The following is a 20,808-nucleotide window of genomic DNA, read 5'->3' on the forward strand; positions in this document are numbered from 1 at the left end:
GCGAGTTGCACTATAGGCATACGATGAGGCTATAGTGCAACTCGCAATAATGGTTAGAGCATCAGCGAAGGAGCCGCGACCATGCCCGAGAACGCCGAGATCACCGCCCTGCTCACCCGCCTGGCCGACGCCTGGAACGCGGGCGACGCCACCGCCTACGCCGCCCTCTTCACCGAGGACGCCGACTACATCACCTTCGACGGCACCCACACCGAGGGCAGGCTGGATATCGAGGCCACGCACCGGTGGCTCTTCGACGGGCCGCTCAAAGGCTCCACCATGCCCGCCCCCGCCGAGCCCCGGTTCAAGCGGCTGGCCGACGGGGCCGTACTCGTGGTCTCCAAGGGCGGCACCGCCGTCGGCGGGGAGCTGCGCAGCTCGACCGTCTCCTTCACCGCCGTCCGCACCGCCGAAGGGTGGCGCTTCGCCTCCTTCCAGAACACCCGGCTGAGCGCGCCTTGACCTGGAGCGCACTTCAGCTCCTAGCCTCGATCTCACCGTGAGGCGCCGCGGGCATCCGACCGTCCTCGACGACAGGAGAAGTCGCGTGAAGACCGTAGAGCTGGGACGTACCGGCGAGCAGGTCAGCAGGCTCGCCCTGGGCTGCATGATCATGGGCACCGTCACGCCGGAGGACGAGTCCGTCACGATGCTCGACCGGTACGTGGCGGCCGGCGGCACCTTCCTGGACACCGCCGACTGCTACTGCTGGTGGGAGAACCGGGGCAGTCTCGGCGGCGAGAGCGAGGAGCTGATCGGCCGCTGGCTGCGCCGGTCGGGCAAGCGTGACGACGTGTTCCTGGCCACGAAGGGCAGTGCCGTCGTCCGCGACCTGGACGCCGTCTGGACCGACGAAGGGCCCGACTGGGACGCGGCCTACCGCACCTTCGTCGGCGCCGGGGCGAAGACGCTGCGCGACGCGATCGACGGCAGCCTGCGCCGGCTCGGCACCGACCACGTCGACCTGTACTACGTGCACGTCGACGACCGGGCCACGCCCTTGGAGGAGACGCTGGAGGCGCTGGCCGGCATCGTCCAGGCCGGCAAGGCCCGCTACATCGGCTGGTCCAACGTACGGACCTGGCGGCTGGAGCGGATCAGGCAGCTGTGCGCGCAGCACGGCTGGCCGGCGCCGGTCGCGCTCCAGCAGCAGCACTCCTACCTGCGCCGCCGCGCCGGGCTGCGGCACGCCTCGATCGTGGACGACGAGCAGCTCGACTACCTGGAGACGCACGACGACCTCACGCTGGTCGCCTACTCCCCCATCCTCAAGGGCATCTACGACGACCCGGCCAAGCGGCGCGGCCACTGGGCGATGGACCCGTACGAGGGCCCGGACGCCGAGGCCAGGCTGGCTGCGGTCGCCGAGGTGGCCGCGGAGGCGGGCGTGGCGCCGAACGCGCTGGTCCTCGCGTGGCTGATGCACCAGAGCGCGCCGAGCATCGTCCCGCTGATCGGGCCGCGCACCCTTCAGCAGTACGAGGCGGCGCTGCCGGCCCTGGACGTCAAGCTCACCGACGACCAGCTCGCCCGGCTCGCCGCCGCCGGCGCCTGATCACTTCGACGACCCCTCCGGCCCTGAGCGGGGCCGGAGGGGTAGGCGCTGTCATGCCAGGCCGTCGAGGCGGCTGAAGGGGCCTCGACCTGCTGCGCCGGGTCGCCGGGTCCTCCGAGCGCCGGACGCCCGGCTGTCGCACGTCGGCACCAGGCCGTGGCGGCTGCCCGCCGCCGAGCACAACCGCGACCTGGGCGCTGCGGGACGCCGCTGCTCTGCCTGCGCGGCGCGTACGGCATCGGGAAGGCGACCACGCACCTCGGCGCCTACCGCGACGGCCCGGCCACCCCTACCGGGCCGCTGAGGGCCTCAGTGTCCTCCCGTACGACCGGCCCGACGTCAGGGCCCTGCCCAGGGTTATCCCTAGCCCGCGGCTCTCAGGAGATCGGGGCGGGTCCTGGTCAGACGCGCAGGATCTTGGGGCCGGCCTCTCCGTAGCGCTGCGCCGCCGCCCTGGGCAGCTGCTTGCCGGTGACGACCCAGGTCACCTGGTCGAGCTCGCCGAACTTGGCGAAGCTGGCCACGCCGAACCTGGTGTGCTCGCACACCAGCACGCACTGGCGGGCCGCCTGCAGCGCCGCCGTCTTGGCCGCGGCCACCGTCGGATCGGGAGTGGTCAGCCCGCGTTCGATCGACACGCCGTTGGTGCCCATGACCGCGAGGTCCACGTTCAGCTCGGCGAGCATCGCCGTCGCCCACTTGTCGACGGTGCCCATGGTCGCCGGGCGCAGCCGGCCGCCGACGATGATGACGTCGTGGTCGGAGTGGCGGCCGAGCTCGGCGGCGACGGTCACCGACCGGGTCACCACCGTCATCCTGTTCAGCCGGCGCATCGGCCCGATCAGGTCCTCCGGCAGGGCTCCCTCGTCGATGAACACGGTCCCGACGTCGGCCATCATCGCGGTCGCCGCCTCGGCGATCGCCACCCGCTCCTGGGTCTTGGCCTTGTGCCGGTGCTCCAGCGGCGTCTCGTACCGGCCGATGTCGGTGGGGTAGAAGACGCCGTACGAGCGGACGATCAGCCGCTGCGCCTCCAGTGCCCGCAGGTCCCTGCGCAGGGTCGCGGGCGAGATCGCGAACATGTCGGCGATCTCGGAGACGACGGCACGGCCCTCGCTGCGGACGTAGCCGAGGATGCGCTGCTGACGGTCGAAGGCACGACCTTGAAACACGCTCGACATCTGCTGACACCCTTGCACATGTGATGGAAACGTTCGCGCAATGGTCACAGATTCGGCACCAAATGACCAGAATCGAGCACTTAACCGCCAGTAAAGTCGGCACACGTTCGTTCCCGACGCGATGGGTGGTAGCCCGTGAGCAGTGGAGTCAGCGATCTCGAATCGGGATCGGCACTCTCCGTCAGCGCCCGCCGGCCTGACGACACCGGGCAGAAGGCGTCCGGCCAGCAGGCTGCGGCACGCCGTCGCCGGCGTGGCTACCTGCTGTTCGCCGCCTTCGCGATGCCCAACCTGGTGCTGATCGCCGTCTTCGCGTACTGGCCGATCATCCAGAACATCTACCTCAGCTTCACCACCTGGGACTTCATCTCGCCGGCGGCCGAGTGGGCCGGGTTCCTCAACTACCGGGCTCTGTTCAGCAGCTGGTCATTCCCCGACGTGCTGCTCCGCACGCTGGTGTGGGTGGTCGTCGTCGTGGTCGTGACCCTGGTGCTCGGCCTGGCGCTGGCGATGTTGTTCGCGCAACGCATACGCGGCACCACCTCGGTGCAGACGCTCGCCTTCGCCCCCCACGTGCTGTCCGGGGCGGCGATCGCGACCATCTGGCTGTTCATCTTCGACCCCAACCACGGCCTGAGCCGGCTGGTGTTCGAGGCGTTCGGCGCCACCTCGCCGGCCTGGACCACCGACGGCTCGTGGGCGCTGTGGGCGCTGATCATCGTCTCCATCTGGAAGGGTCTCGGCTTCGTCGCGATCGTCTACCTGGTGGGCATCCAGCAGATCCCCTCGGAGGTGCTGGAGGCGGCGAGGATCGACGGCGCCGGCCGGTGGACGCAGTTCCGGCGCATGATCTTCCCGCTGCTCTCCCCCACCACGTTCTTCCTGGTCATCACCCAGACGATCTCGGCCTTCCAGGCGTTCGACGTGATCGCCATGATGACCAACGGCGGGCCCGCCCGCTCCACGACCACGCTGAGCTGGTTCATCTACGACGAGGCGTTCAACCGCACCAACGTCGGTGTCTCCAGCGCGGCCTCCATGATCATGTTCGTGGTGCTGATGGCGATCACCGTCCTGCAGTTCCGATTCGTCGAGCGGAGGGTTCACTACTGATGACGGTCATGCCGACCGCGGCGGCCACCGAGCCCACCCGCCACAAGTCGCCGGCCTCCCGGCGCACGCCCTGGTGGGGCGTGCTCGGCCTGGTGGCCACCGCGCTGATCTTCCTCGTCCCGATCTACCTGTTCGTCACCACGGCGTTCAAGACCAACGAGGACATCAACAGCTGGCCGATGCGGCTGATCCCGCAGTCGCTGACGCTGGAGAACTTCGTCACCGCCTGGGAGCTGGCCCCGTTCGGGCAGTTCCTGGTCAACTCGGTCGTGGTGGCCGCGGTCGGGACGGTGCTGAAGGTGGTGCTCGCGGTCTTCACCGCCTACGCCTTCGCGTTCCTGCCCTTCCCCGGCAAGCGCTGGCTGTTCGTCTTCATGCTCGGCGCGCTGATGGTGCCAGGGCACGTGACGCTGCTGGTCAACTACATCACCGTGGGCCAGCTGAACCTGCTGAACACCTACGCCGGCCTCATCCTGCCCGGTGTGGCCTCAGCGTTCGGTACGTTCCTGCTCCACCAGTTCTTCCGGTCGCTGCCGTACGAGGTGCTGGAGGCGGCCCAGATCGACGGCTCCGGGCACCTGCGGACGATCTGGTCGTTCATCGTGCCGATGTCCCGGCCGGCGATCATCACGGTCGGGCTCATCGCCCTGATCGACGAGTGGAACAACTTCGTCTGGCCGCTGATCGTCACCAACTCGGTCAACATGCGGACGCTGCCGATCGGCCTGCTCTACCTCAAGGAGAACGACGGCATCAACGACTGGGGCGCCCTGATGGCCGGGACCCTGTTCGTCGTCCTTCCGGTGACCATCGTCTTCCTGCTGGCGCAGCGCTACATCGTCGCCGGCCTGGCCGGGAGCGCGCTGCGCCGATGAGCATCACGTACTTGAGAAAGGAAGCAGCGTGACGGGACCGAGTTTCAGCCGACGCCGGCTCCTGTCCGCCGCCGCCGCGACCGCGGCCGGCCTGGCGCTGAGCGCCTGCGCCGGCCGCAAGGAGGGCGACTACGCCCAGGTGAGCGGGCAGGTGCCGGACACGTTCGCCCGCCGCGAGCGGGTGGTGTTGTGGAGCGCGTTCACCGCGCACAACGCCGAGGTCCTGCAGACGATCATCGACGGGTTCAACAACTCGCAGCAGGACATCTACTGCGAGATCCAGCTGTTCCCCGGCTACCCGGCGCTCGACTCGAAGCTGGCCGCCAGCTTCGCGGTGGCGCAGGTGCCCGACATCGTCACGCTCAGCGACGTGAACTGGAACCGCTATTACCTCGCCGAGGCCCTGGAGCCGCTGAGCGGCTACTTCGACGCGGGCTTCCGTTCCGACGCGTTCCACCCGACGTTCCTGGCCGAGGGCACGATCAGGAACGAGATCTTCTGGCTGCCCTGGGCCCGCTCGACGCCGCTCTTCTACTACAACAAGGAGATCTTCGCCGGTGCCGGCCTGCCCGACCGCGGCCCCAAGACCTTCACCGAGCTGCGCGAATGGGGACAGCAGCTCAAGGGCTACAAGCACAACGGCTCGCAGATCAGGATGCGCGCCTACAACGGCAAGGACGACTGGTACTTCCAGGGCTCGTCCTGGGCCTTCGGCGGCGCCTACTCCGACGGCATGACGCCGATGCTGGAGTCGGAGCAGACGGTCGCCGCCCTGGAGTTCGACCGGGCGTTCATCCACGACGACAAGATGGCCTACCTGTCCGGCGACGTGAACGCCGACTTCGCGGCCGGCGTGACCGCGACCATCTGCAACTCGACCGGCGCGCTGACCTCGCTGCTCAAGGCGGCCACGTTCGAGATCGGCGCGGCCTTCCTGCCCGAGCAGGACCAGCCGGGCGTGCCGACCGGCGGCAGCGGGCTGGCGATCATGCGCAACGCGACCAAGGAGCGCAAGCAGGCCACCTGGGAGCTGGTCAAGTACCTGGCCAGTACGGGTGCGCCCGAGTGGAGCCTCAACACCGGCTATCTCCCGGTGACGACCAGCTCGCTCGACTCGCCGAAGATCAAGGAGCGCAACGCCAAGTCGCCGCAGTACCAGGTGGCCCAAGACCAGCTGAGCCGGGCCCGCCAGGCGGACGTCATGCGCCGCTACGTCAACGAGACGATCTCCGAGATGCTGATCGTCCTGCAGAAGGTCTACTCCGCCAACGCCGACCCGGCCGAGACGCTGCGCGAGGCGATGCGCAACCTCGACCCCGCCGTCCAGCGGGTGATGCCGAAGTATCACCGGCTGGTGGCGCCCTGATTTCGGACCTCTCGTGCCGCCGCTCCGACGGCCGCCCCCACGGGACGTCACGGACAAAGAGAAGAATCGAGGAAGGAAGATCGTGGCATTTGCCATCGTCGGACACCGCGGCGCCATGGCCGAAGCACCCGAGAACACCATCGCGTCCTACCGGGTGGCCGAGGAGGTCGGGGTCGACGAGCTGGAGACCGATGTCCGCATCAGCGCGGACGGGCAGCTGTTCATGCTGCACGACGCGACGCTCGACCGGACCGCCGCCGGCCCCGACGGCAAGGACCTGGGGCCGGTCGCGGAGCTGACCTGGGCGCAGATCAGCGCGGTGGACGTGGGCGGGGGTGAGCGGGTGCCCACGCTGGAGCAGATGTATCAGGCGACGACCAGGTTCGTGCAGCTGGAGATCAAGGACCTGGCCGCCATCGACGGCCTGACCGACTTCTTCCCCCAGCATCCCGAGTACGCCGAGCGCACGATCCTGACCGGCTTCTCGGTCAAGGCGATGGCCACGGTGGCCGAGAGGCTGCCGGACATCCCGCGCGGCATCATCGTCTCCAAGTGGACCGACGCCGAGGCACACCCCGGCGGCTACCGTCAGCTGCTGAAGGACACCGGCTCCAGCCGGATCCACAGCGGCGGCGAGGGGCTGACCGCCGACGTCGTCAAGCGGCTGCACGACGAGGGCTTCCCAGTGCACGGCTGGCCCACCCGCACCGAGGACGATCTGCGCCACTGGGTCGAGCTCGGCGTGGACGGCACCACCGGCGACGACCCCCGCACGGTGCAGCGCTGGCTCGCCGAGGCGCTGCGTTGACCGTGCGGACGGCCGGGATGGAAGCGGTGCTGTTCGACATGGACGGCACCCTGTTCGACAGCGAGCCGCTCTGGGACGTCAGCCTCGCCGGCCTGGCCGCCAGGCTCGGCGGCGAGCTGCGGCCCGAGATCCGCCGCCAGGTGGTCGGCAGGAACCTGCGCGACACCGCGCAGCTCCTCCACGACGATCTGCACGTCACGGCGGACGCCGCGGAGTCGGCGGCGTGGCTGCTGGAACGTACCAGGCAGCTGTTCGCCCTCGGCGTGCCGTGGCGGCCTGCCGCGCAGGCCGTGGTCGAGTCCGTACGCCGGCGGGGCATCCCCACGGCGCTGGTGACGTCGAGCCACCGCGTCCTGGTGGACGAGGTGCTGGCCCAGCTCGACCCCGGCACGTTCCAGGTCGTGGTCTGCGGCGACGAGGTGAGCCGGCCGAAGCCGGACCCCGAGGCGTACCTGACGGCGGCGCGGCGGCTGGGTGTCGATCCGCGCGGCTGCGTGGCGCTGGAGGACTCGGTGCCCGGCGTCGCGTCCGCGCTGGCCGCGGGCTGCCTGGTGGTGGCCGTGCCCGAGGACGGCGCGGCGCTGGGCGACGGTCACGGGGCGGTGGTGGCCGAGCTGGAGAGCGTCACCGTCGACGGGCTGACCTCGCTGCTCGCCGCCAGGGTGGGCTGAGCACGTTCGCAGCGCCGCCCCCGGCCGGGGCGGCGCTGCAACGCTCCCGTGTGCGCGGCTCGCCGCGATCGCGGCGTTGCCCTTCTACCCGGTCAGGGACGAGGCGGTGGTGCTCGCCAGCGGCGGCCACGTGATCGCCGGCGCCTGCGTCACAGCTTGAGCAGCAGCTCGGTGAGCTCGGCCGGCATGGTGATCATGCAGTCGTGTCCCGTCGGCAGCTCCCACACCTGCGCGGAGGCCGGGACAGGCCGCCGCTCGATCCCCTCGGGCACGCCGGCCACGCAGTGGATGTGGGTCTGCGGGATGAGGCGCAGGGCCGGGTCGGCCAGCCGTACCGGCTGCACGAAGCAGCCCACCGGCTGGTCCGTCAGCATCTCCCGCAGCCACGCCACGTCGGCCGGATCGGTGACCCCGAACAGCCCCATGGGCGGCATTTCGGGCATGGGCGGCACCAGCCAGCCGGGCTCCGTTGCGGCCGCGCGGTCGATGAGCGCCTGCGTCATGGGCTGCACGTCCACCGCGCTCTCGCCGTCCTCGGGGACCATGGCGTCGAGGTAGACGAGCCGGCCGACGCGCTCGGGCACGCGGTCGGCGGCGGAGGTGACGACCAGCCCCGCGTAGCTGTGGCCCACCAGGATCACGTCGGTGAGGTCCTGCTCGGTGAGCAGGCTCACGATGTCATCGACGTGGGTGTCCAGCCCCACCTCCGGGCCGCGCAGGTGGGCCTTGTCGCCGAGGCCGGTCAGCGACGGCGCGAACACCCGGTGCCCCGCCTCGGCCAGCAGCGGGACGACCCGCTCCCAGCACTGCCCGCCGTGCCAGGCTCCGTGGACCAGTACGTACGTCGACATGCTCGATGCTCCTCGCTCAGATGCGGTGTTCGTGCAGGACACGAGGCTGCCGGGCACACGGTGACACGACCAGAGCCCCCGTCATCCTGGGGGCGGCAGGGCCAGGCACGGCCGCACCGGCACCGCGTACCGTGGGGGTCATGAACCTTCTGGGCGATTACGTACGCGCTCGCCGGGAGCTCGTCACCCCCGGCCAGGCCGGCATCCTCGCCACAGGCGTGCGGCGGGTGCGCGGGCTGCGCCGGGAGGAGGTCGCGATGCTCGCGGGCATCAGCACCGACTACTACCTGCGGCTCGAACAGGGCCGCGACCGCAACCCCTCGCCGCAGGTCCTCGAGTCGCTCGCCCGCGCGCTGCTGCTCGACGACGACGCCACGGCCTACCTGCTGCATCTCGGGGCGAAGCAGCCCGGGCGGCGACGGCGGCGCGCCCGCAAGGAGACCGTGCCGCCGGGGGTGGCCAAGCTGATCGGCACGATGCCGTTCCCCGCGTACGTGGAGGGCCGCTACCTCGACGTGCTGGCCGCCAACGCCCTGGCCACCGCCGTGTCACCGCGGCTCGTGGCGGGCCGCAACCGGCTGCGCGACATGTTCCTCGATTCCGCCGAGCAGGCCCTGCTCCCCCGCTGGGAGGACGGCGCGGCGGGCATGGTCGCCGGGTTCCGCAAGTCCGTGGGCACCGACACCGACGACCCCCGCTTCATCGAGCTGGTCGGCGAGCTGTCGCTGGCCAGCCCGCTGTTCGCCCGGCTGTGGGCCCGCCACGACGTCAACACGTGCGCGGGCACGCCGAAGAACCTCGACCACCCGCAGGTCGGCGAGCTGTGGCTGAACCGCGAGCGGCTGAGCCTCGACGGCGCGCCCGGCCAGACGCTCGTCGTCATGCACCCCGACGCCGGCACCGACAGCGCCGAGAAGCTGTCCCTCCTCGCCTCCCTCTGAGCCTCCCTCTGAGCCTCCCTCTGAGCCTCAGGCTGACGCCGGTAGCTTCACGACGCGGAACTCGACCGGGCGGCGCAGCCGGAAGCCGAGCCGTTCGTACAGGCGGATCGCGCCGGTGTTGGTGTCGGCGGCGTGCAGGAACGGCTGCTCACCGCGCTCCTTGACGCCCGCGACGATCGCGAGCACCAGCCGCCGCGCCAGCCCGTGCCCCTGGTGGGCGGGGTCGGTGCAGACGGCGCTGATCTCGGTCCAGCCGGGCGGGCGGAACCGCTCGCCGGCCATCGCCACGAGGGCGCCGCCGCGGCGGATGCCGAGGTAGGCGCCGAGCTCGACGGTGCGGGGCAGGAACGGTCCCGGCTGGGTGCGCGCGACGAGGTCGAGCATCTCCGGCACGTCCGCGGGCCCCAGGCGTACCACGCCGTCGTCGTGCGCCCCGGCGACGTGCTCGCCGGTGAGCTGGACGCCGGGGATGAGCATGGACTCGGCAACGCCGGCAGGCGGCGCCGGGGCGGGGCCGGTCATCAGCACGGTGCCGTCCGCGCCGGCCAGCGCCGCCGCGTCCGCCCAGTCGGCCGGGCCCGCGTCGGGTGGCAGCGACACGAACGGGGAGACGTCGAGCGGGTAGCGCAGCACCCTGCCGCGCTGTTCCGCGAGGTGGGCGTGCGTTCCGAGCAGCGCGGCGCGTACCGGGTCGGCCAAGGGGTCGGCCGGCGGGGAGGCGTCAAACGCGTCGCAGGGAGAGGTGGGCGCGGTCATGCAGCGACCTTATCGGGCGTCATCCGGCCACCGTCCTCCACAGGCAGCAAGTCCCTCCCCCGCTCAGCCCGGCTCAGCACGATTTCGCCACAACCGTTAAGACCTACCCGTTTGACCGAATTTCTCATTACATTCGATGCCATGCGCCACGCGACCGTGTTCCCCCTCGCCATCGCCGGAGGTGTACTGCTCACGCTGATGACCCAGGCCAACGCGGTGCTCGCCGGCTACACCGACCCCCTGTACGCGTCCTGGGCCGCCCACGCGATCGGCGCCCTCGTGGCCGCGGCCCTGGTGCCGGTCTTCGCCCGCCGCGCACCGGCCCCAGGCCCCGACGACGGCCGCGTGCCGCTCTGGTACTACCTGGGCGGCGTCCCCGGCGCGCTCGTCGTCGTGCTGTCCGCCATCGCGGTCAACAGCGAGCTCGCACTGGCCGGCACGGTCGCGCTGATGCTCACCGGCCAGATGATCTTCGGCACGGTCTCCGACCATCTGGGCCTGCTGCACACGCCACGCCGCCGCGTCACCGGCATGGACCTCGCGGTGGCCGGCTGCGTGCTCGCGGGCAGCGTCCTCATCGTGGCGGGGGCGTGATCATGATTTTCCTCGTCTCCCTGGCGCTGCTCAACGGCGTCCTCATCGCCACCAGCCGCACGGTCAACGGCCGGCTCGGCACCCACAAGGGCGCCTTCCGCGCGTCGGTGTGGAACCACGTGGTCGGCTTCGCCTTCCTCAGCGCGGTCCTGCTCGTCCTGCGCACCTGGCCCGACGTCACGGACACGCCCGTCGCCGCGTACGCGGGCGGGGTGTTCGGCGCCCTGTTCGTCGCGGTCAACAGCTACGTCTTCCCCCGGCTCGGCGCGATGACCGCCTCCGTGCTGGTGATCAGCGGGCAGGTGCTGTCGGCCGTGGTCATCGACTGCGTCCAGCAGGGCGCGCTGCCCGCGCCGATCCGGCTGGCGGGCGTGGCGCTCGTCCTCCTGGGGCTCGCCCTGCCCCGGCTCCGCCGCACCCCGGCCGCGGCACCCCCGCGCTGATCGGCTGGCTGGGGCTCGCCTCACTCCTGCTGATCGCCCTCGTCACCATCCTGGTGGTGTCGCTGACCGACTCCGACACCGAGGAGAACGGCGACTGGGCCGGCGTGGCGTGGCGTGGATGAGCCTGCTGCGTGCACGACCACAGCCAGGAGTCCCCGGCCTACGCGGGGTGCGGCTCAACCCGCCCAAAGACGCCGAGCTGGTGCTGGAGGCGCACGACAGCGTCATCGTGCCGGCGGAGAGCTGAGACCCCGGTACGCCGCGCCGGATGATCGCCGGGCAGCCGCTCGCAGAGGTCAGCCGTTCTGGATGGTGATGCGCGGGATCGGGAGGACGGGGAATGGGTTGTCGGGCAGGAGGAGCACCCGGCGCGCCTGGTCGGGCTGCCCGGCCGCGTCCAGGTGGAGGAGGGCCGCGCCGATGCCGGCCGCGCCGACCATGTAGCCGGTGCCGGCGCTCACCTCGCCGGGCCTGACCCGGCGGTAGGCCTGGTACCAGCGGTAGCCGCGCCCGTCGTGGTCGTCGGCCCTGGCCACCAGGTCGGCGGCGAGCGTACGGGCGAACTCCAGGCAGGAGGCCCGCCCCGTGACCGACCAGAGCCCGACGAACAGCTCCACCAGCCCGGCCGTGCCGCAGCACTGGCAGGCCGAGTTCCCGTAGCCGGGCGTGCGGCGCGGCGGGCCGGAGGCAGGCGTACGCGGAGGCGCCGCCCCGGGTCGAGTACGAGCTGACGCCGCTCGGGGAGACGCTGATCGAGCCGATCCACGTGCTGACGGAGTGGGCGCGCGAGCACGGCGACGCGGTCCTTGACGCCGTCTCCGCGCAGCCGGTCGCCCGCGGCGGCTGAGGTTCGGGCTTCCGGCCGGATCGCAATGATTTCTATATCCCGGAAGAAGCGACGAAGCGCTCTGGCAAGGTTTACAGTGCGTCCCGACCGAGGGGGCGCCATGGAGTTCGGAATACTTGGTCCGCTGGCGGTGTGGCGCGACGGTGCGCGGCTCGATGTGGGCACGCCCAAGTCACGGGTGCTGCTGGCGGTGCTGCTGTGCCATGCCAATCACCCGGTGTCGCAGGATCAGCTCGTCATGGCGCTGTGGGGCAACACGCCGCCTAAGAGCGCCACGAAGAACGTGCAGACGTACATCCACCGGCTCAGGCGGCGGCTGGGCGCGCCGGACCTCGTCGTCCGCCAGGACGCCGGCTACCTGCTGCCGGTGCCCGCGGACGAGCTGGACGCGACGCGGTTCGAGGAGCTGGCCGGCGCGGGGCAGGCGGCGGAGGCCGCGGGCGACCTGCCGGAGGCCGGCCGGCTGCTGCGGGAGGCGCTCGGCCTGTGGCGCGGGCCCGCGTTCGCGGGGCTGGACGTGCCGATGCTGGCGGCCGAGGCCACCCGGCTGGAGGAGGTCCGCCTGTCGGTGCTGCAGTCGCGGATCGCGGTGGACCTGCAGCTGGGCCGGCACGCTGGGCTGCTGGGCGAGCTGACCGCGCTCACCGCCGCGTACCCGCTGCAGGAGCGGTTACGAGCGCAGCTGATGCTGGCGCTGTACCGGTGCGGCCGGCGGGCCGACGCGCTCGCCGAGTACGCCCGCGCCCGCGCGATCCTGGTGGAGGAGACCGGCCTCGACCCGGCCGAGGAGCTGCAGGACCTGCATCACCGGATCCTCACCCAGGACCCCTCGCTCGACCTGGAGCCGCGCGGCACGACGCCGCCCGCCGAGCCGGCCCAGGAGCCCACCGAAGCGCCCGCCCAGGTCACGGTCCCGGCGACGCGGGCGGCTCCCACGCCGGCCGAGCTGCCGCCGGACATCGCGGACTTCACCGGCAGGGACGACGAGGTGCTGCACCTGACCGGCGTCCTCACCAGACCCCGGCCCGGCACCGTCGCCATCGCCAGCATCGCGGGCATCGGCGGCCTGGGGAAGACGACGCTGGCCGTGCACGTCGCGCACCGCATCGCCGAGCGGTTCCCCGACGGCCAGCTCTACGCCGACCTGCGCGGCGCCTCCGCGGACCCGGCCCGCCCCGAGGACGTGCTCAGCCGTCTCCTGTTCGCGCTCGGCGTCAGCACCCACGGCATCCCCCAGTCCCTGGAAGAACGGGTGGCGCTCTTCCGTAGCTGCATGGCGGGCCGCAGGATGCTCATCCTGCTCGACAACGTCGCGGGCGAGAAGCAGGTGCGGCCGCTCCTGCCGGGGGCGCCTGGCACGGCGGTGCTGCTCACCGGACGGGTCCGGCTGGTCGGCCTGGAGGGCGCGAGCCTGCTGGAGCTGGACGTGCTGCCCGCGGGCCAGGCCATCGACCTGCTCAAGCGCATCGTCGGCGACGACCGCGTCAAGGACGACATGGACGCGGCTCTGGAGATCATGCGGCTGTGCGGCCGGGTCCCGCTGGCCGTCCGCATCTCGGCGGCCAGGCTGCTCAGCAGGAGGCACTGGAGCCTGTCGCACCTCGCCGGCGTGCTCGGCGAGGAGCGCCACCGGCTCGACGAGCTGGTGGCGGGCGACCTCGACGTGCGCGCGGGGTTCGAGCTGAGCTACCGGATGCTGTCCGCCGGCGCGCAGCGGGCCTTCCGCCTGGCCGGGCTGCTCGACGCGCCCGACTTCGCCTCGTGGGCGGTGGCGGCGTTGCTCGACGTCTCGGTACGCCAGGCGGAGCGCGAGCTGGAGACCCTGGTCGACACGCATCTGCTGGCGCAGACCGGGCCCGACGAGACCGGCCGGCTCAGATACCGCTTCCACGACCTCATCAGGTTGTACGCCCGCGAACGCGCCCACCGCGAGGACCCCGAGCCCGAGCGCCAGGCCGCGCTGCAGCGGGCCCTGGGCGCGTGGCTGGCGCTGGCGGAGGTCGCGGCGGAGCGCGTGCCGGGCTCCTGCTACGCCTCCATCCACAGCGAGGCGCCCCGCTGGCGGCTGCCCGCGCGGATCTCGGGCCCGCTGGTGGCCGATCACATGGCCTGGTTCGGCGCGGAGCACGCCGCGCTGATGGCGGGGGTCGCGCAGGCGTGCGAGGCGCGGCTGACCGAGCTGGCGTGGGACCTCGCGGGCTCCACCGAGAAGTACCTCAACGCGCGCGGCCTGTACGACGGCTGGCAGCGGATGCACGACCAGGCGCTCGCGCTCTGCCGCGAGAGCGGCGACAGGCGCGGCGAGGGCGTGCTGATGCGCGGCCTGCTGGAGGTCACCACCTGGAACTCACCGCCCGGCCAGGGGCCGGCGATGATCAGGATGCGGACCGGCGCCACGCGGCTCCTCGACCTGTGGACCGAGCTGGACAACCCGATCGGGATCTCCGACGCGCTGGCCAGCCTGGCCTGGAGCATGACCGCCGACGGGAACGGCAGCGCGCAGGCGCTCGCCCTGGCCGAGCGGGCCCTGCGGACGGCCGTCGAAGCGGACTACCTCGGCGGCCAGGCGCGGGCGCTGCACGTGATGGCGATCATTCACGGCGAGGACGACCCGCAGGCGGCGCACTCCGTGCTGGAGCGGGCGACGAAGGTCGCCGAGGCCCTCGGCAACCCGCACTACAGGACGACCATCATGCAGTTCCTGGGGGCGGCGAAGGCGTTCTGCGGCGACTTCGCCGGCGGGCAGGAGCTGCTGGAGAGGTCGCGGGAGATGGCGCGGCGGGCGAACTACCGCTACCAGGAGACGTTCTCGCTGCTGTATCTGGCCAAGCTGTACGCCGCCATCGGCGACGAGCGGGCCAGGGCCACCGCGGAGCTGACGCTGGCCTACAGCGAGGAGGGCAACTACGGCCACTACGTCGCCGACTCGCTCGCCGTGCTCGGCCGGCTGGACCTATCCGAGGGGAACGTGGCCGGCGCCATCTCCACCCTCGAACGCTCGGTCGCGATGTGGCGCACGCGCGGCTGGGTGCCGTACCTGGCGCACGCGCTGAAGGACCTCGGCGACGCGCACGGCGCGGCGGGCGACCACGGCACGGCCAGAGCCGTCTGGGTGGAGGCCAGGAGCCTGTTCGAGGGGATCGCGCACGAGAAGGGCATGCGGACGCTGGACGCCCGCCTCACCCGCACCCCGGCCAAGACCGACTGACGGCCGATGCCCGCTCCGGCAGGTTCCCGCGCCCACGCCGATCAGTGGCCCGCGCCCATCTCCGCGCCCATTTCCGCGCCCACCACGGCGACGGGGCAGGGGGCGTGCTGGAGGAGGTGGCGGGCGAGGCCGTCGCGGGTGGCGGTGGCGCGACGGACGACCATGAGCGTGGCCGGTGCGTGGCCGGCGGGCGCGATCCGTACGCCGGGATGGCTCGCCGACCACTCCCGGAGGGCGCTCTGGGCGACCAGCCCGATTTGGCGCAGGTGCGCCTCCTGGCAGGCGAACTCCAGGACGGCGGCGCCCGGCTCGGGGTCGGCCACGACGACGGGCCCTGGGGCGGGCGCGAGAGGCAGCGGCCCGGGGCCGCGGACGACGATGACGGGGCAGGCGGCGTACAGGGCGGTGCGGTCGGCGACCGAGCCGACGACCGCCCGCGGCAGCGCGCCGAGCCCCCGCGAGCCGACCACGACGAGTTCGGCGTCGCGGGAGAGCTCGATCAGGCGTTCGGCGGCCGGCCCTTCGTACAGGTCGGTCTCTGCCTTGACGTCGGCGCTGGTGTGCCGGGCGCAGTCGGCGCCGTGCCACACCACGTGCTCGGCCGCCTTGCGCAGGTGGGACTTGGCCTCCTCGTCCGCCTCGCCGTACGGCCACTGCCAGGCGTGCGCGACCAGCAGCGGCAGGTGGCGCAGCTCGGCCTCGTCGAGCGCCCAGTCGAGGGCCTGCATGGAGAAGTCGGAGCCGTCGTAGCCGAGCACGATGTGTCCGCCCATCACCTGCCTCCCCGGTCACAGCAGCGGCGGGACGCCGATGAGGTCGTCGTCGTCGTAGGTCACGTCGCAGGCCACGTCCACCACGCCCTCGACCGCGCGGACGGCCTCGGTCAGCGCGATGGCCTGCGACCTGCGGCGCACCCGCCCGCCGATCCGCACCACGCCCGCGGCCACCTCGACGGTGAACGAGCCGTCGTCCGGGAGCACGGCGCGTACGTCACTCTCCAGGTCGGCGGCCGGCCGGGTGAAGACCCGCAGCACGTCGCGCTGCTGCAGGGTGCCGACGACCCGGCCGGCCTCCTGATCGACCACCGGCAGCTGCTTGATGCGCTTGGCGTGCATGAGCCGCGCCGCGTCGCGTACGGGCGTGTCCGGGGTGACGGTGATCGCCGGCGAGGTCATCAGCTCGCCCGCGGTGACCCCTGCGGCCTTGTCGTGCTCGTGCCGCTGCCTGCGCGACTCGAAGATCGACACGCCGTGCCGTACCGGATCGACCTCCTTGAGCAGCAGGTCGTCCTCCGAGACGACGCCGATCGGCCGCCGCTCCGCGTCGATCACGGTCACCGCGCCGACCGCGTACCGTCTCATGGCGGCCACGATCTCCGCGAACGTCGCGTCCGGCAGGACGGCGATGGCCACCCGGCCCATGACGTCCTTGACGGGGATCGGCATGACGTCACCTCTCCTTCAGCTCTTCCCGCCGGGAAGGACGGGTTCAAGGTGGAACATTCCGGTCACGACCTCGCCCGGCCCGTCCTCCGGCCTGGCGCGCCCGGCCACGGCCGACAGCACGTCCCTGGCCGTGACCAGCCCGATCAGCCCGTCGTCCGACAGCACGGGCACGGCGTCGCAGCAGGTGTCGAGCATCAGGGCGGCGATCCTGGAAAGCGGCGCGTCAGGGTGTACCCGGGGCAGCGGCACGCGCTGCAGCAACGACCGGACGGGACGGGTGGACTGCTCCTCCGGGCTGCCCGACCAGGAGGCGGCCAGGTGTTCTCGGGTCAGGATGCCGAGCACGTGCCGGTTCTCCACGACGGGCAGGTGATGCACGTCGGCCCTGCGCATCAGCTCCCATGCCATCAGCGGCGACTCGTCCGGCGTGACGACCACCAGGACCCTGCTCATCACCTGCGACGCGGTCAGCGACTCGATGTTCATGACCCCTCCTTCCTGCTCTCACCCTCCCCTGTCGCAGGCCCCGGCACCCGGGTAGGAAGTCCCGCGGGCGACCGCCTTCGGTCCCGTGCTCACGCCGGTGGGCGCACCACCGCCACGGTGCCGCGCGCGTGGTGCAGCACGCCTCTGCTGACCGAGCCGAGCAGCAGCGCGCCGATCGCGCCCCGGCCGTGGGAGCCGACGACCACCAGGTCGTACGGGGTGGTGGTGAGGGCGTCCACGGGGTGCGCGCACCGGATGTCCATGACGGTCGGCACCTCGGGGTGCGCCGCCTGCCACCGCTCGGTGCGGGCGCGGACCAGCTCCTGCCTGGCGGCGCGGACCTCGTCCGCGTCGTAGGAGATCTCGGGCGCGAACGCGTGGACCGGCACCTCCCACGCGTGGACCAGGTGGAGCGTGGCGCCGCGCAGGGCGGCCTGCTCGAAGGCGTACGCGATGGCCGGTTCGCAGCTCTCCGAGCCGTCGACGCCGACGGCGATCTCACCCGTACTCCCGCCCGTACGCTCGCCTGTCCGATCACCTGTCCGATCAACGGGGCCGTCACGCACCACGACCACCGGGCACGGCGCCTGCCCCGCCACCTTCATGGTCACCGACCCGAGCAGCGCCCTGGTGAAGCCGCCGAGCCCGCGGTCGCCGACGACCAGATCGTCCGCGTCCCGCGCCTGGTCCATGAGCACGGCGGCGGGCGTCCCGTCGACGACCCGCGTGGTGACGGGCACCTCGGGCTGCCGGGCGCGCGCGACCGCCTCGGCCTCCTCCAGCACCTTCGCCGCCGCGCGTCTCAGGGCCTCGTCCAGCTCGGGGACGTCGGCTCCCGCGATGACGTAGGGCGCGGGGACGGCCACCCCGGTGATGGCGTAGGGCCCGCGGTCCAGCGCGTGCACGATGCGCAGCTCGGCGCGCTTACGCACGGCATCGTCGGCGGCCCACCCGACCGCCGCGGCGGCGGGAGCGGAGCCGTCGGTGCCCACGATCACGAGACCGCTCATTCAGGTCCCCTCACCGGGGGCGTTCCCGGCAAACGCGGCTCGGGGCAAGCATGGCGCGGCCGAGCCTTTACCGTCCCGTGAGGCTCGCGGCTCCGTCCCTGGGCAGCCGGACCGCGACGCCGGCGACCGTCATGCGACCGCACCGTCCCGCCCGGCTGACGTACTGAGCCCGGCTGACGTACTGAGCCCGACTGGCGTACTGAGGAGGTGAGCACGTGAGCGGACCCATCGTGGTGGGCGTGGACGGCTCCACGCCTGCGCACACGGCCGTGGAGTGGGCGGCCGCCGACGCCCGGCGCAGGCGCCTGCCGCTGCGGCTCGTGCACGTGTGCGAGCAGAAGCGGGGCGCCGAGGGGCTCAAGTACTGCGCGGGCACGCTGGAGTCGGCCGCCGACCGGGCCCGCGCGGCGGGCGCCCTGGAGGTGGAGACCGAGCTGCTCGTGGGGAACGTGGTCGAGGCGCTGCTCGGGCAGGCGGTGACGGGTGACTGCGTGGTGCTGGGCAGCCGGGGCGTGGGCGGGTTCGCGGGGCTGGCGCTCGGCTCGGTGAGCCTCGCCGTCGCGGGGCACGCCGAGGGGCCGGTCGTCGTCGTACGGGCGGGCGCCGCCGCGCGCGAGCACGGCAGGATCGTGGTCGGCGACGACGGCTCCGCGACCGCCGACCAGGCCATGCGGTACGCCGTCGCGCAGGCCAGGGCCCAGGACGCCGGGATCCTCGCCGTGTACGCCTGGTCGCAGCCCATCCTGGCCACCTACGGCCCGCAGTTCGCCGGCCTGTTCACCGACTCCTTCGAGGAGGATCGCGCCGCCGCGCAGGAGCGGCTCGCGTCCTGGACGCGGGAGTACCCTGACGTGCGCTTCGACGGCTCGCAGGTGCATGCGCACCCGGTCGCCGCTCTCGCCGACGCCTCCGCCTCGGCCGAGCTGGTCGTGGTCGGCTCGCGGGGCCGCGGCGGCTTCACCTCCGCCGTCCTGGGCTCGGTCAGTCACGGCCTGCTCCACCACGCGGTGTGCCCTGTCGCGGTGGTACGCCCCCGGCAGGGTTGAGGCCGGTCTGCGGCGAGGGTCAAGGCTGGGCCGCGGCGCTCGGGCCGGGGACCACGGCCACCGGGCAGTGGGCTCGGTGCAGGACGCTGTGGCCCACGGAGCCGAGCCGGTTCGCGGGCAGGCCGCTGAGGCCCACCGAGCCGACCACCACGAGGTCGGCGGTGCGGGAGGCCGCGGACAGGGCCGCGATGGGGTGTTCGAAGCTCATCGACACCGACAGCTCGACGCCGGGGTGCGCCTCGCGCCATTCGGCGAGGCGGCGGGCGATGTCGTCGCCGTCGTCCACGATGAGCGGGCCGAAGCCGACGGGGTGCGGGGCGGCGGGCGGGCAGCGCAGGCCGTGCAGCGCGTGCAGGCGTCCCTGGCGGGCGACGGCCTGCTTGGCGGCGTACTCCAGGGCGCGCTCGGCCGCCGGCGACCCGTCGTACCCGACGACGACCTCGCCGGTGGGCGCGCGGGGCAGCCGCCTGACCACGACCACCGGGCACGCGGCGTGCGCGGCCAGGCCGAGCCCGACCGAGCCCAGCACCAGCCCGGCGAACCCGCCCAGCCCCCTGCTGCCCACCACGACGGTGTCGGCCGCCTCCGACTCGGTCACCAGCCGTTCCGTCACCGCCCCCGTCACCAGCGCGGTGGAGATCGGCGTGTCCGGAGCCGTGTCGCGGGCGCGGGCGGCCGCGCCGGCCAGCATGCTCTCGCAGCGGGCGGTGAGGGTGTCGGTCTCGACGGAGGCGTCCATCGGGTGCTCGGCGCACCAGGGTTCGCGTACGTGCACGATCCGCAGGTGCAGTCCCCGGCGGGCGGTGTCAGCGGCCGCCCAGCCGAGCGCCGACCACGCCGGCCGCGAGTCGTCGAACCCGGCCACGATGGATGCGGGCATCATGCGCCTCCTCCCCGAGGCGGTGCGTGCGCGGCGTCCCTGGTGGCGGCCCCGGATCGTCCGGCATCGCCGCGCACGGGCCTTGTACCTGGCCATTTCCCCGGTGGCGGGCGTCTACCCCTGACCGGCTCCGTTGCCGAGCGCGCGGCAGATGGTGGCCAGGCCGTACTCGAAGCCCTGTTCCACGTCGCCGCCGAGCCGGAAGTGCCCGCTGAGCTCCATGTTGATGAAGCCGGTGGCCCAGGCCGTCACCGTGCGTGCGGCCTCCAGGGCGTGCTGCTCGCCGGCGAGCCGCCCCGAGGCGCGCAGCACCGGTTCGGTCGTCCGGGCGAGCGCCTCGGTCGAGGCGTCGAACATGAGCCTGAACCCCTCGGGCCTGGCGTGGGCGAAGCGCCGGTAACTGCGCATCAACTCCTCCAGGGAGCCGTCGGTCGCCTCCGCCTGGGCTCTCAGGTCGTCGACGGTGGCCTCCGCGACGGCGGTCAGCAGCGCCGCGCGGTTGGCGACGTGCTTGTACAGGGACGGAGCGCGGACGCCGACCCGCTCGGCGACGTTCTGCATCGTCAGTCCCTGCCGGCCGACTTCCTCCAGCAACTCGCGTCCCGCGGCGACGATCTTGCTCAGCGAGGTCTTCTCGGGAGCCGGCACCCTTTTCCTCCTTCTTGAAAGCTATTGACGTTAGCCTTGATGGCTAACTACATTAGCCATTGAATCAGTTCCATACGGCCCCCG

Annotated in this window: 23 protein-coding genes and 1 pseudogene; 14 read left to right on the forward strand and 10 right to left on the reverse strand. The window is 72.4% G+C overall.

The window, feature by feature from the left end:
- Positions 1–81: 81 nt before the first annotated feature.
- A complete protein-coding gene (locus ABZW11_RS34615; RefSeq protein WP_355426582.1) occupies positions 82–462 on the forward strand; it encodes an SgcJ/EcaC family oxidoreductase in 381 nt (126 codons plus the stop codon).
- An 85-nt stretch (positions 463–547) separates the two neighbouring features.
- The gene (locus tag ABZW11_RS34620; protein WP_355426585.1) at positions 548–1,555 is read left to right on the forward strand and encodes an aldo/keto reductase; all 1,008 of its coding nucleotides are present in this window, start codon (positions 548–550) and stop codon (positions 1,553–1,555) included.
- A 401-nt stretch (positions 1,556–1,956) separates the two neighbouring features.
- On the opposite strand, the gene ABZW11_RS34625 is transcribed toward ABZW11_RS34620, so the two are convergent.
- Complete coding sequence (locus tag ABZW11_RS34625; RefSeq protein ID WP_345385133.1) at positions 1,957–2,736, reverse strand: DeoR/GlpR family DNA-binding transcription regulator; 780 nt, start codon at positions 2,734–2,736, stop codon at positions 1,957–1,959.
- A gap of 135 nt (positions 2,737–2,871) precedes the next feature.
- Between ABZW11_RS34625 and ABZW11_RS34630 the strand changes: the two genes are divergently transcribed.
- The 5 genes from ABZW11_RS34630 to ABZW11_RS34650 all read left to right on the forward strand — a co-directional run bounded on the left by ABZW11_RS34630 (position 2,872) and on the right by ABZW11_RS34650 (position 7,569).
- Positions 2,872–3,849, forward strand: coding sequence for a sugar ABC transporter permease (locus tag ABZW11_RS34630; RefSeq protein ID WP_355426588.1), 978 nt, complete (start codon positions 2,872–2,874; stop codon positions 3,847–3,849).
- Positions 3,849–4,724, forward strand: a complete 876-nt coding sequence (locus ABZW11_RS34635; RefSeq protein ID WP_355426591.1) for a carbohydrate ABC transporter permease — start codon at positions 3,849–3,851, stop codon at positions 4,722–4,724. Before ABZW11_RS34630 ends, ABZW11_RS34635 begins: the two co-directional genes overlap by 1 nt.
- 28 nt (positions 4,725–4,752) lie before the next feature.
- Entirely contained in the window at positions 4,753–6,090 is a 1,338-nt protein-coding gene (locus tag ABZW11_RS34640) for an ABC transporter substrate-binding protein (RefSeq protein WP_355426594.1), read from the forward strand.
- A gap of 82 nt (positions 6,091–6,172) precedes the next feature.
- Positions 6,173–6,898 (forward strand): glycerophosphodiester phosphodiesterase family protein, encoded by a 726-nt coding sequence (locus ABZW11_RS34645; RefSeq protein ID WP_355426597.1) that lies wholly within the window; start codon positions 6,173–6,175, stop codon positions 6,896–6,898.
- A gap of 2 nt (positions 6,899–6,900) precedes the next feature.
- A complete protein-coding gene (locus tag ABZW11_RS34650; RefSeq protein WP_355426673.1) occupies positions 6,901–7,569 on the forward strand; it encodes an HAD family phosphatase in 669 nt (222 codons plus the stop codon).
- A gap of 149 nt (positions 7,570–7,718) precedes the next feature.
- On the opposite strand, the gene ABZW11_RS34655 is transcribed toward ABZW11_RS34650, so the two are convergent.
- A complete protein-coding gene (locus ABZW11_RS34655) occupies positions 7,719–8,420 on the reverse strand; it encodes an alpha/beta hydrolase (RefSeq protein ID WP_355426600.1) in 702 nt (233 codons plus the stop codon).
- A gap of 140 nt (positions 8,421–8,560) precedes the next feature.
- On the opposite strand from ABZW11_RS34655, the gene ABZW11_RS34660 reads away from it, so the two are divergent.
- Positions 8,561–9,361 carry a helix-turn-helix transcriptional regulator gene (locus ABZW11_RS34660; RefSeq protein ID WP_355426603.1) on the forward strand — a complete coding sequence of 267 codons (801 nt, stop codon included), beginning with the start codon at positions 8,561–8,563 and terminating at the stop codon, positions 9,359–9,361.
- A 27-nt stretch (positions 9,362–9,388) separates the two neighbouring features.
- Here the strand turns inward: ABZW11_RS34660 and ABZW11_RS34665 are convergent, their stop codons facing one another.
- Positions 9,389–10,117, reverse strand: coding sequence for a GNAT family N-acetyltransferase (locus tag ABZW11_RS34665; RefSeq protein ID WP_355426606.1), 729 nt, complete (start codon positions 10,115–10,117; stop codon positions 9,389–9,391).
- 141 nt (positions 10,118–10,258) lie between these two features.
- On the opposite strand from ABZW11_RS34665, the gene ABZW11_RS34670 reads away from it, so the two are divergent.
- From ABZW11_RS34670 to ABZW11_RS34680, 3 genes are all read left to right on the forward strand, one after another.
- The gene (locus tag ABZW11_RS34670) at positions 10,259–10,711 is read left to right on the forward strand and encodes a DMT family transporter (RefSeq protein WP_355426608.1); all 453 of its coding nucleotides are present in this window, start codon (positions 10,259–10,261) and stop codon (positions 10,709–10,711) included.
- Between the two features lie 2 nt (positions 10,712–10,713).
- On the forward strand, positions 10,714–11,154 hold the full coding sequence (locus ABZW11_RS34675) for a DMT family transporter (RefSeq protein ID WP_355426676.1): 441 nt from the start codon (positions 10,714–10,716) through the stop codon (positions 11,152–11,154).
- Between the two features lie 118 nt (positions 11,155–11,272).
- Positions 11,273–11,401: a hypothetical protein gene (locus tag ABZW11_RS34680; protein ID WP_355426611.1), complete on the forward strand. Its 129-nt coding sequence runs from the start codon at positions 11,273–11,275 to the stop codon at positions 11,399–11,401.
- Between the two features lie 49 nt (positions 11,402–11,450).
- On the opposite strand, the gene ABZW11_RS34685 is transcribed toward ABZW11_RS34680, so the two are convergent.
- Positions 11,451–11,771, reverse strand: coding sequence for a hypothetical protein (locus ABZW11_RS34685; RefSeq protein ID WP_355426614.1), 321 nt, complete (start codon positions 11,769–11,771; stop codon positions 11,451–11,453).
- An 80-nt stretch (positions 11,772–11,851) separates the two neighbouring features.
- Here ABZW11_RS34685 and ABZW11_RS34690 point away from each other — a divergent pair.
- Both ABZW11_RS34690 and ABZW11_RS34695 read left to right on the forward strand, forming a co-directional pair.
- A pseudogene (locus ABZW11_RS34690) lies at positions 11,852–12,001 on the forward strand (winged helix-turn-helix transcriptional regulator); the annotation flags it as partial.
- Positions 12,002–12,101: 100 nt separating this feature from the next.
- Positions 12,102–15,209, forward strand: coding sequence for a BTAD domain-containing putative transcriptional regulator (locus ABZW11_RS34695; protein WP_355426617.1), 3,108 nt, complete (start codon positions 12,102–12,104; stop codon positions 15,207–15,209).
- 41 nt (positions 15,210–15,250) lie between these two features.
- Here the strand turns inward: ABZW11_RS34695 and ABZW11_RS34700 are convergent, their stop codons facing one another.
- The 4 genes from ABZW11_RS34700 to ABZW11_RS34715 all read right to left on the reverse strand — a co-directional run bounded on the left by ABZW11_RS34700 (position 15,251) and on the right by ABZW11_RS34715 (position 18,150).
- Positions 15,251–15,982, reverse strand: a complete 732-nt coding sequence (locus ABZW11_RS34700; protein WP_355426620.1) for a universal stress protein — start codon at positions 15,980–15,982, stop codon at positions 15,251–15,253.
- A 15-nt stretch (positions 15,983–15,997) separates the two neighbouring features.
- Entirely contained in the window at positions 15,998–16,654 is a 657-nt protein-coding gene (locus ABZW11_RS34705) for a CBS domain-containing protein (protein ID WP_355426623.1), read from the reverse strand.
- Positions 16,655–16,669: 15 nt separating this feature from the next.
- On the reverse strand, positions 16,670–17,140 hold the full coding sequence (locus ABZW11_RS34710) for a CBS domain-containing protein (RefSeq protein WP_355426626.1): 471 nt from the start codon (positions 17,138–17,140) through the stop codon (positions 16,670–16,672).
- A gap of 89 nt (positions 17,141–17,229) precedes the next feature.
- The gene (locus ABZW11_RS34715) at positions 17,230–18,150 is read right to left on the reverse strand and encodes a universal stress protein (RefSeq protein ID WP_355426629.1); all 921 of its coding nucleotides are present in this window, start codon (positions 18,148–18,150) and stop codon (positions 17,230–17,232) included.
- A gap of 215 nt (positions 18,151–18,365) precedes the next feature.
- On the opposite strand from ABZW11_RS34715, the gene ABZW11_RS34720 reads away from it, so the two are divergent.
- Positions 18,366–19,196 (forward strand): universal stress protein, encoded by an 831-nt coding sequence (locus ABZW11_RS34720; RefSeq protein WP_355426633.1) that lies wholly within the window; start codon positions 18,366–18,368, stop codon positions 19,194–19,196.
- A gap of 19 nt (positions 19,197–19,215) precedes the next feature.
- Here ABZW11_RS34720 and ABZW11_RS34725 read toward each other — a convergent pair whose 3' ends face one another.
- Both ABZW11_RS34725 and ABZW11_RS34730 read right to left on the reverse strand, forming a co-directional pair.
- A complete protein-coding gene (locus tag ABZW11_RS34725; RefSeq protein WP_355426636.1) occupies positions 19,216–20,079 on the reverse strand; it encodes a universal stress protein in 864 nt (287 codons plus the stop codon).
- A gap of 111 nt (positions 20,080–20,190) precedes the next feature.
- On the reverse strand, positions 20,191–20,724 hold the full coding sequence (locus ABZW11_RS34730; RefSeq protein WP_355426638.1) for a WHG domain-containing protein: 534 nt from the start codon (positions 20,722–20,724) through the stop codon (positions 20,191–20,193).
- Positions 20,725–20,808 lie beyond the last annotated feature (84 nt).

The sequence above is a fragment of the Nonomuraea sp. NPDC004580 genome (genome assembly GCF_040609855.1).
Taxonomy (GTDB): Bacteria; Actinomycetota; Actinomycetes; order Streptosporangiales; family Streptosporangiaceae; genus Nonomuraea; species Nonomuraea salmonea.

Bases quoted from the DNA above. Each gene is read 5' to 3' on its own strand.
- ABZW11_RS34615 (WP_355426582.1), top strand. From the start codon at position 82: ATGCCCGAGAACGCCGAGATCACCGCCCTGCTCACCCGCCTGGCCGAC.
- ABZW11_RS34625 (WP_345385133.1), bottom strand. From the start codon at position 2,736: ATGTCGAGCGTGTTTCAAGGTCGTGCCTTCGACCGTCAGCAGCGCATC.
- ABZW11_RS34635 (WP_355426591.1), top strand. From the start codon at position 3,849: ATGACGGTCATGCCGACCGCGGCGGCCACCGAGCCCACCCGCCACAAG.
- ABZW11_RS34655 (WP_355426600.1), bottom strand. From the start codon at position 8,420: ATGTCGACGTACGTACTGGTCCACGGAGCCTGGCACGGCGGGCAGTGC.
- ABZW11_RS34660 (WP_355426603.1), top strand. From the start codon at position 8,561: ATGAACCTTCTGGGCGATTACGTACGCGCTCGCCGGGAGCTCGTCACC.
- ABZW11_RS34665 (WP_355426606.1), bottom strand. From the start codon at position 10,117: ATGACCGCGCCCACCTCTCCCTGCGACGCGTTTGACGCCTCCCCGCCG.
- ABZW11_RS34670 (WP_355426608.1), top strand. From the start codon at position 10,259: ATGCGCCACGCGACCGTGTTCCCCCTCGCCATCGCCGGAGGTGTACTG.
- ABZW11_RS34675 (WP_355426676.1), top strand. From the start codon at position 10,714: ATGATTTTCCTCGTCTCCCTGGCGCTGCTCAACGGCGTCCTCATCGCC.
- ABZW11_RS34680 (WP_355426611.1), top strand. From the start codon at position 11,273: ATGAGCCTGCTGCGTGCACGACCACAGCCAGGAGTCCCCGGCCTACGC.
- ABZW11_RS34695 (WP_355426617.1), top strand. From the start codon at position 12,102: ATGGAGTTCGGAATACTTGGTCCGCTGGCGGTGTGGCGCGACGGTGCG.
- ABZW11_RS34700 (WP_355426620.1), bottom strand. From the start codon at position 15,982: ATGGGCGGACACATCGTGCTCGGCTACGACGGCTCCGACTTCTCCATG.
- ABZW11_RS34705 (WP_355426623.1), bottom strand. From the start codon at position 16,654: ATGCCGATCCCCGTCAAGGACGTCATGGGCCGGGTGGCCATCGCCGTC.
- ABZW11_RS34710 (WP_355426626.1), bottom strand. From the start codon at position 17,140: ATGAACATCGAGTCGCTGACCGCGTCGCAGGTGATGAGCAGGGTCCTG.
- ABZW11_RS34715 (WP_355426629.1), bottom strand. From the start codon at position 18,150: ATGAGCGGTCTCGTGATCGTGGGCACCGACGGCTCCGCTCCCGCCGCC.
- ABZW11_RS34725 (WP_355426636.1), bottom strand. From the start codon at position 20,079: ATGATGCCCGCATCCATCGTGGCCGGGTTCGACGACTCGCGGCCGGCG.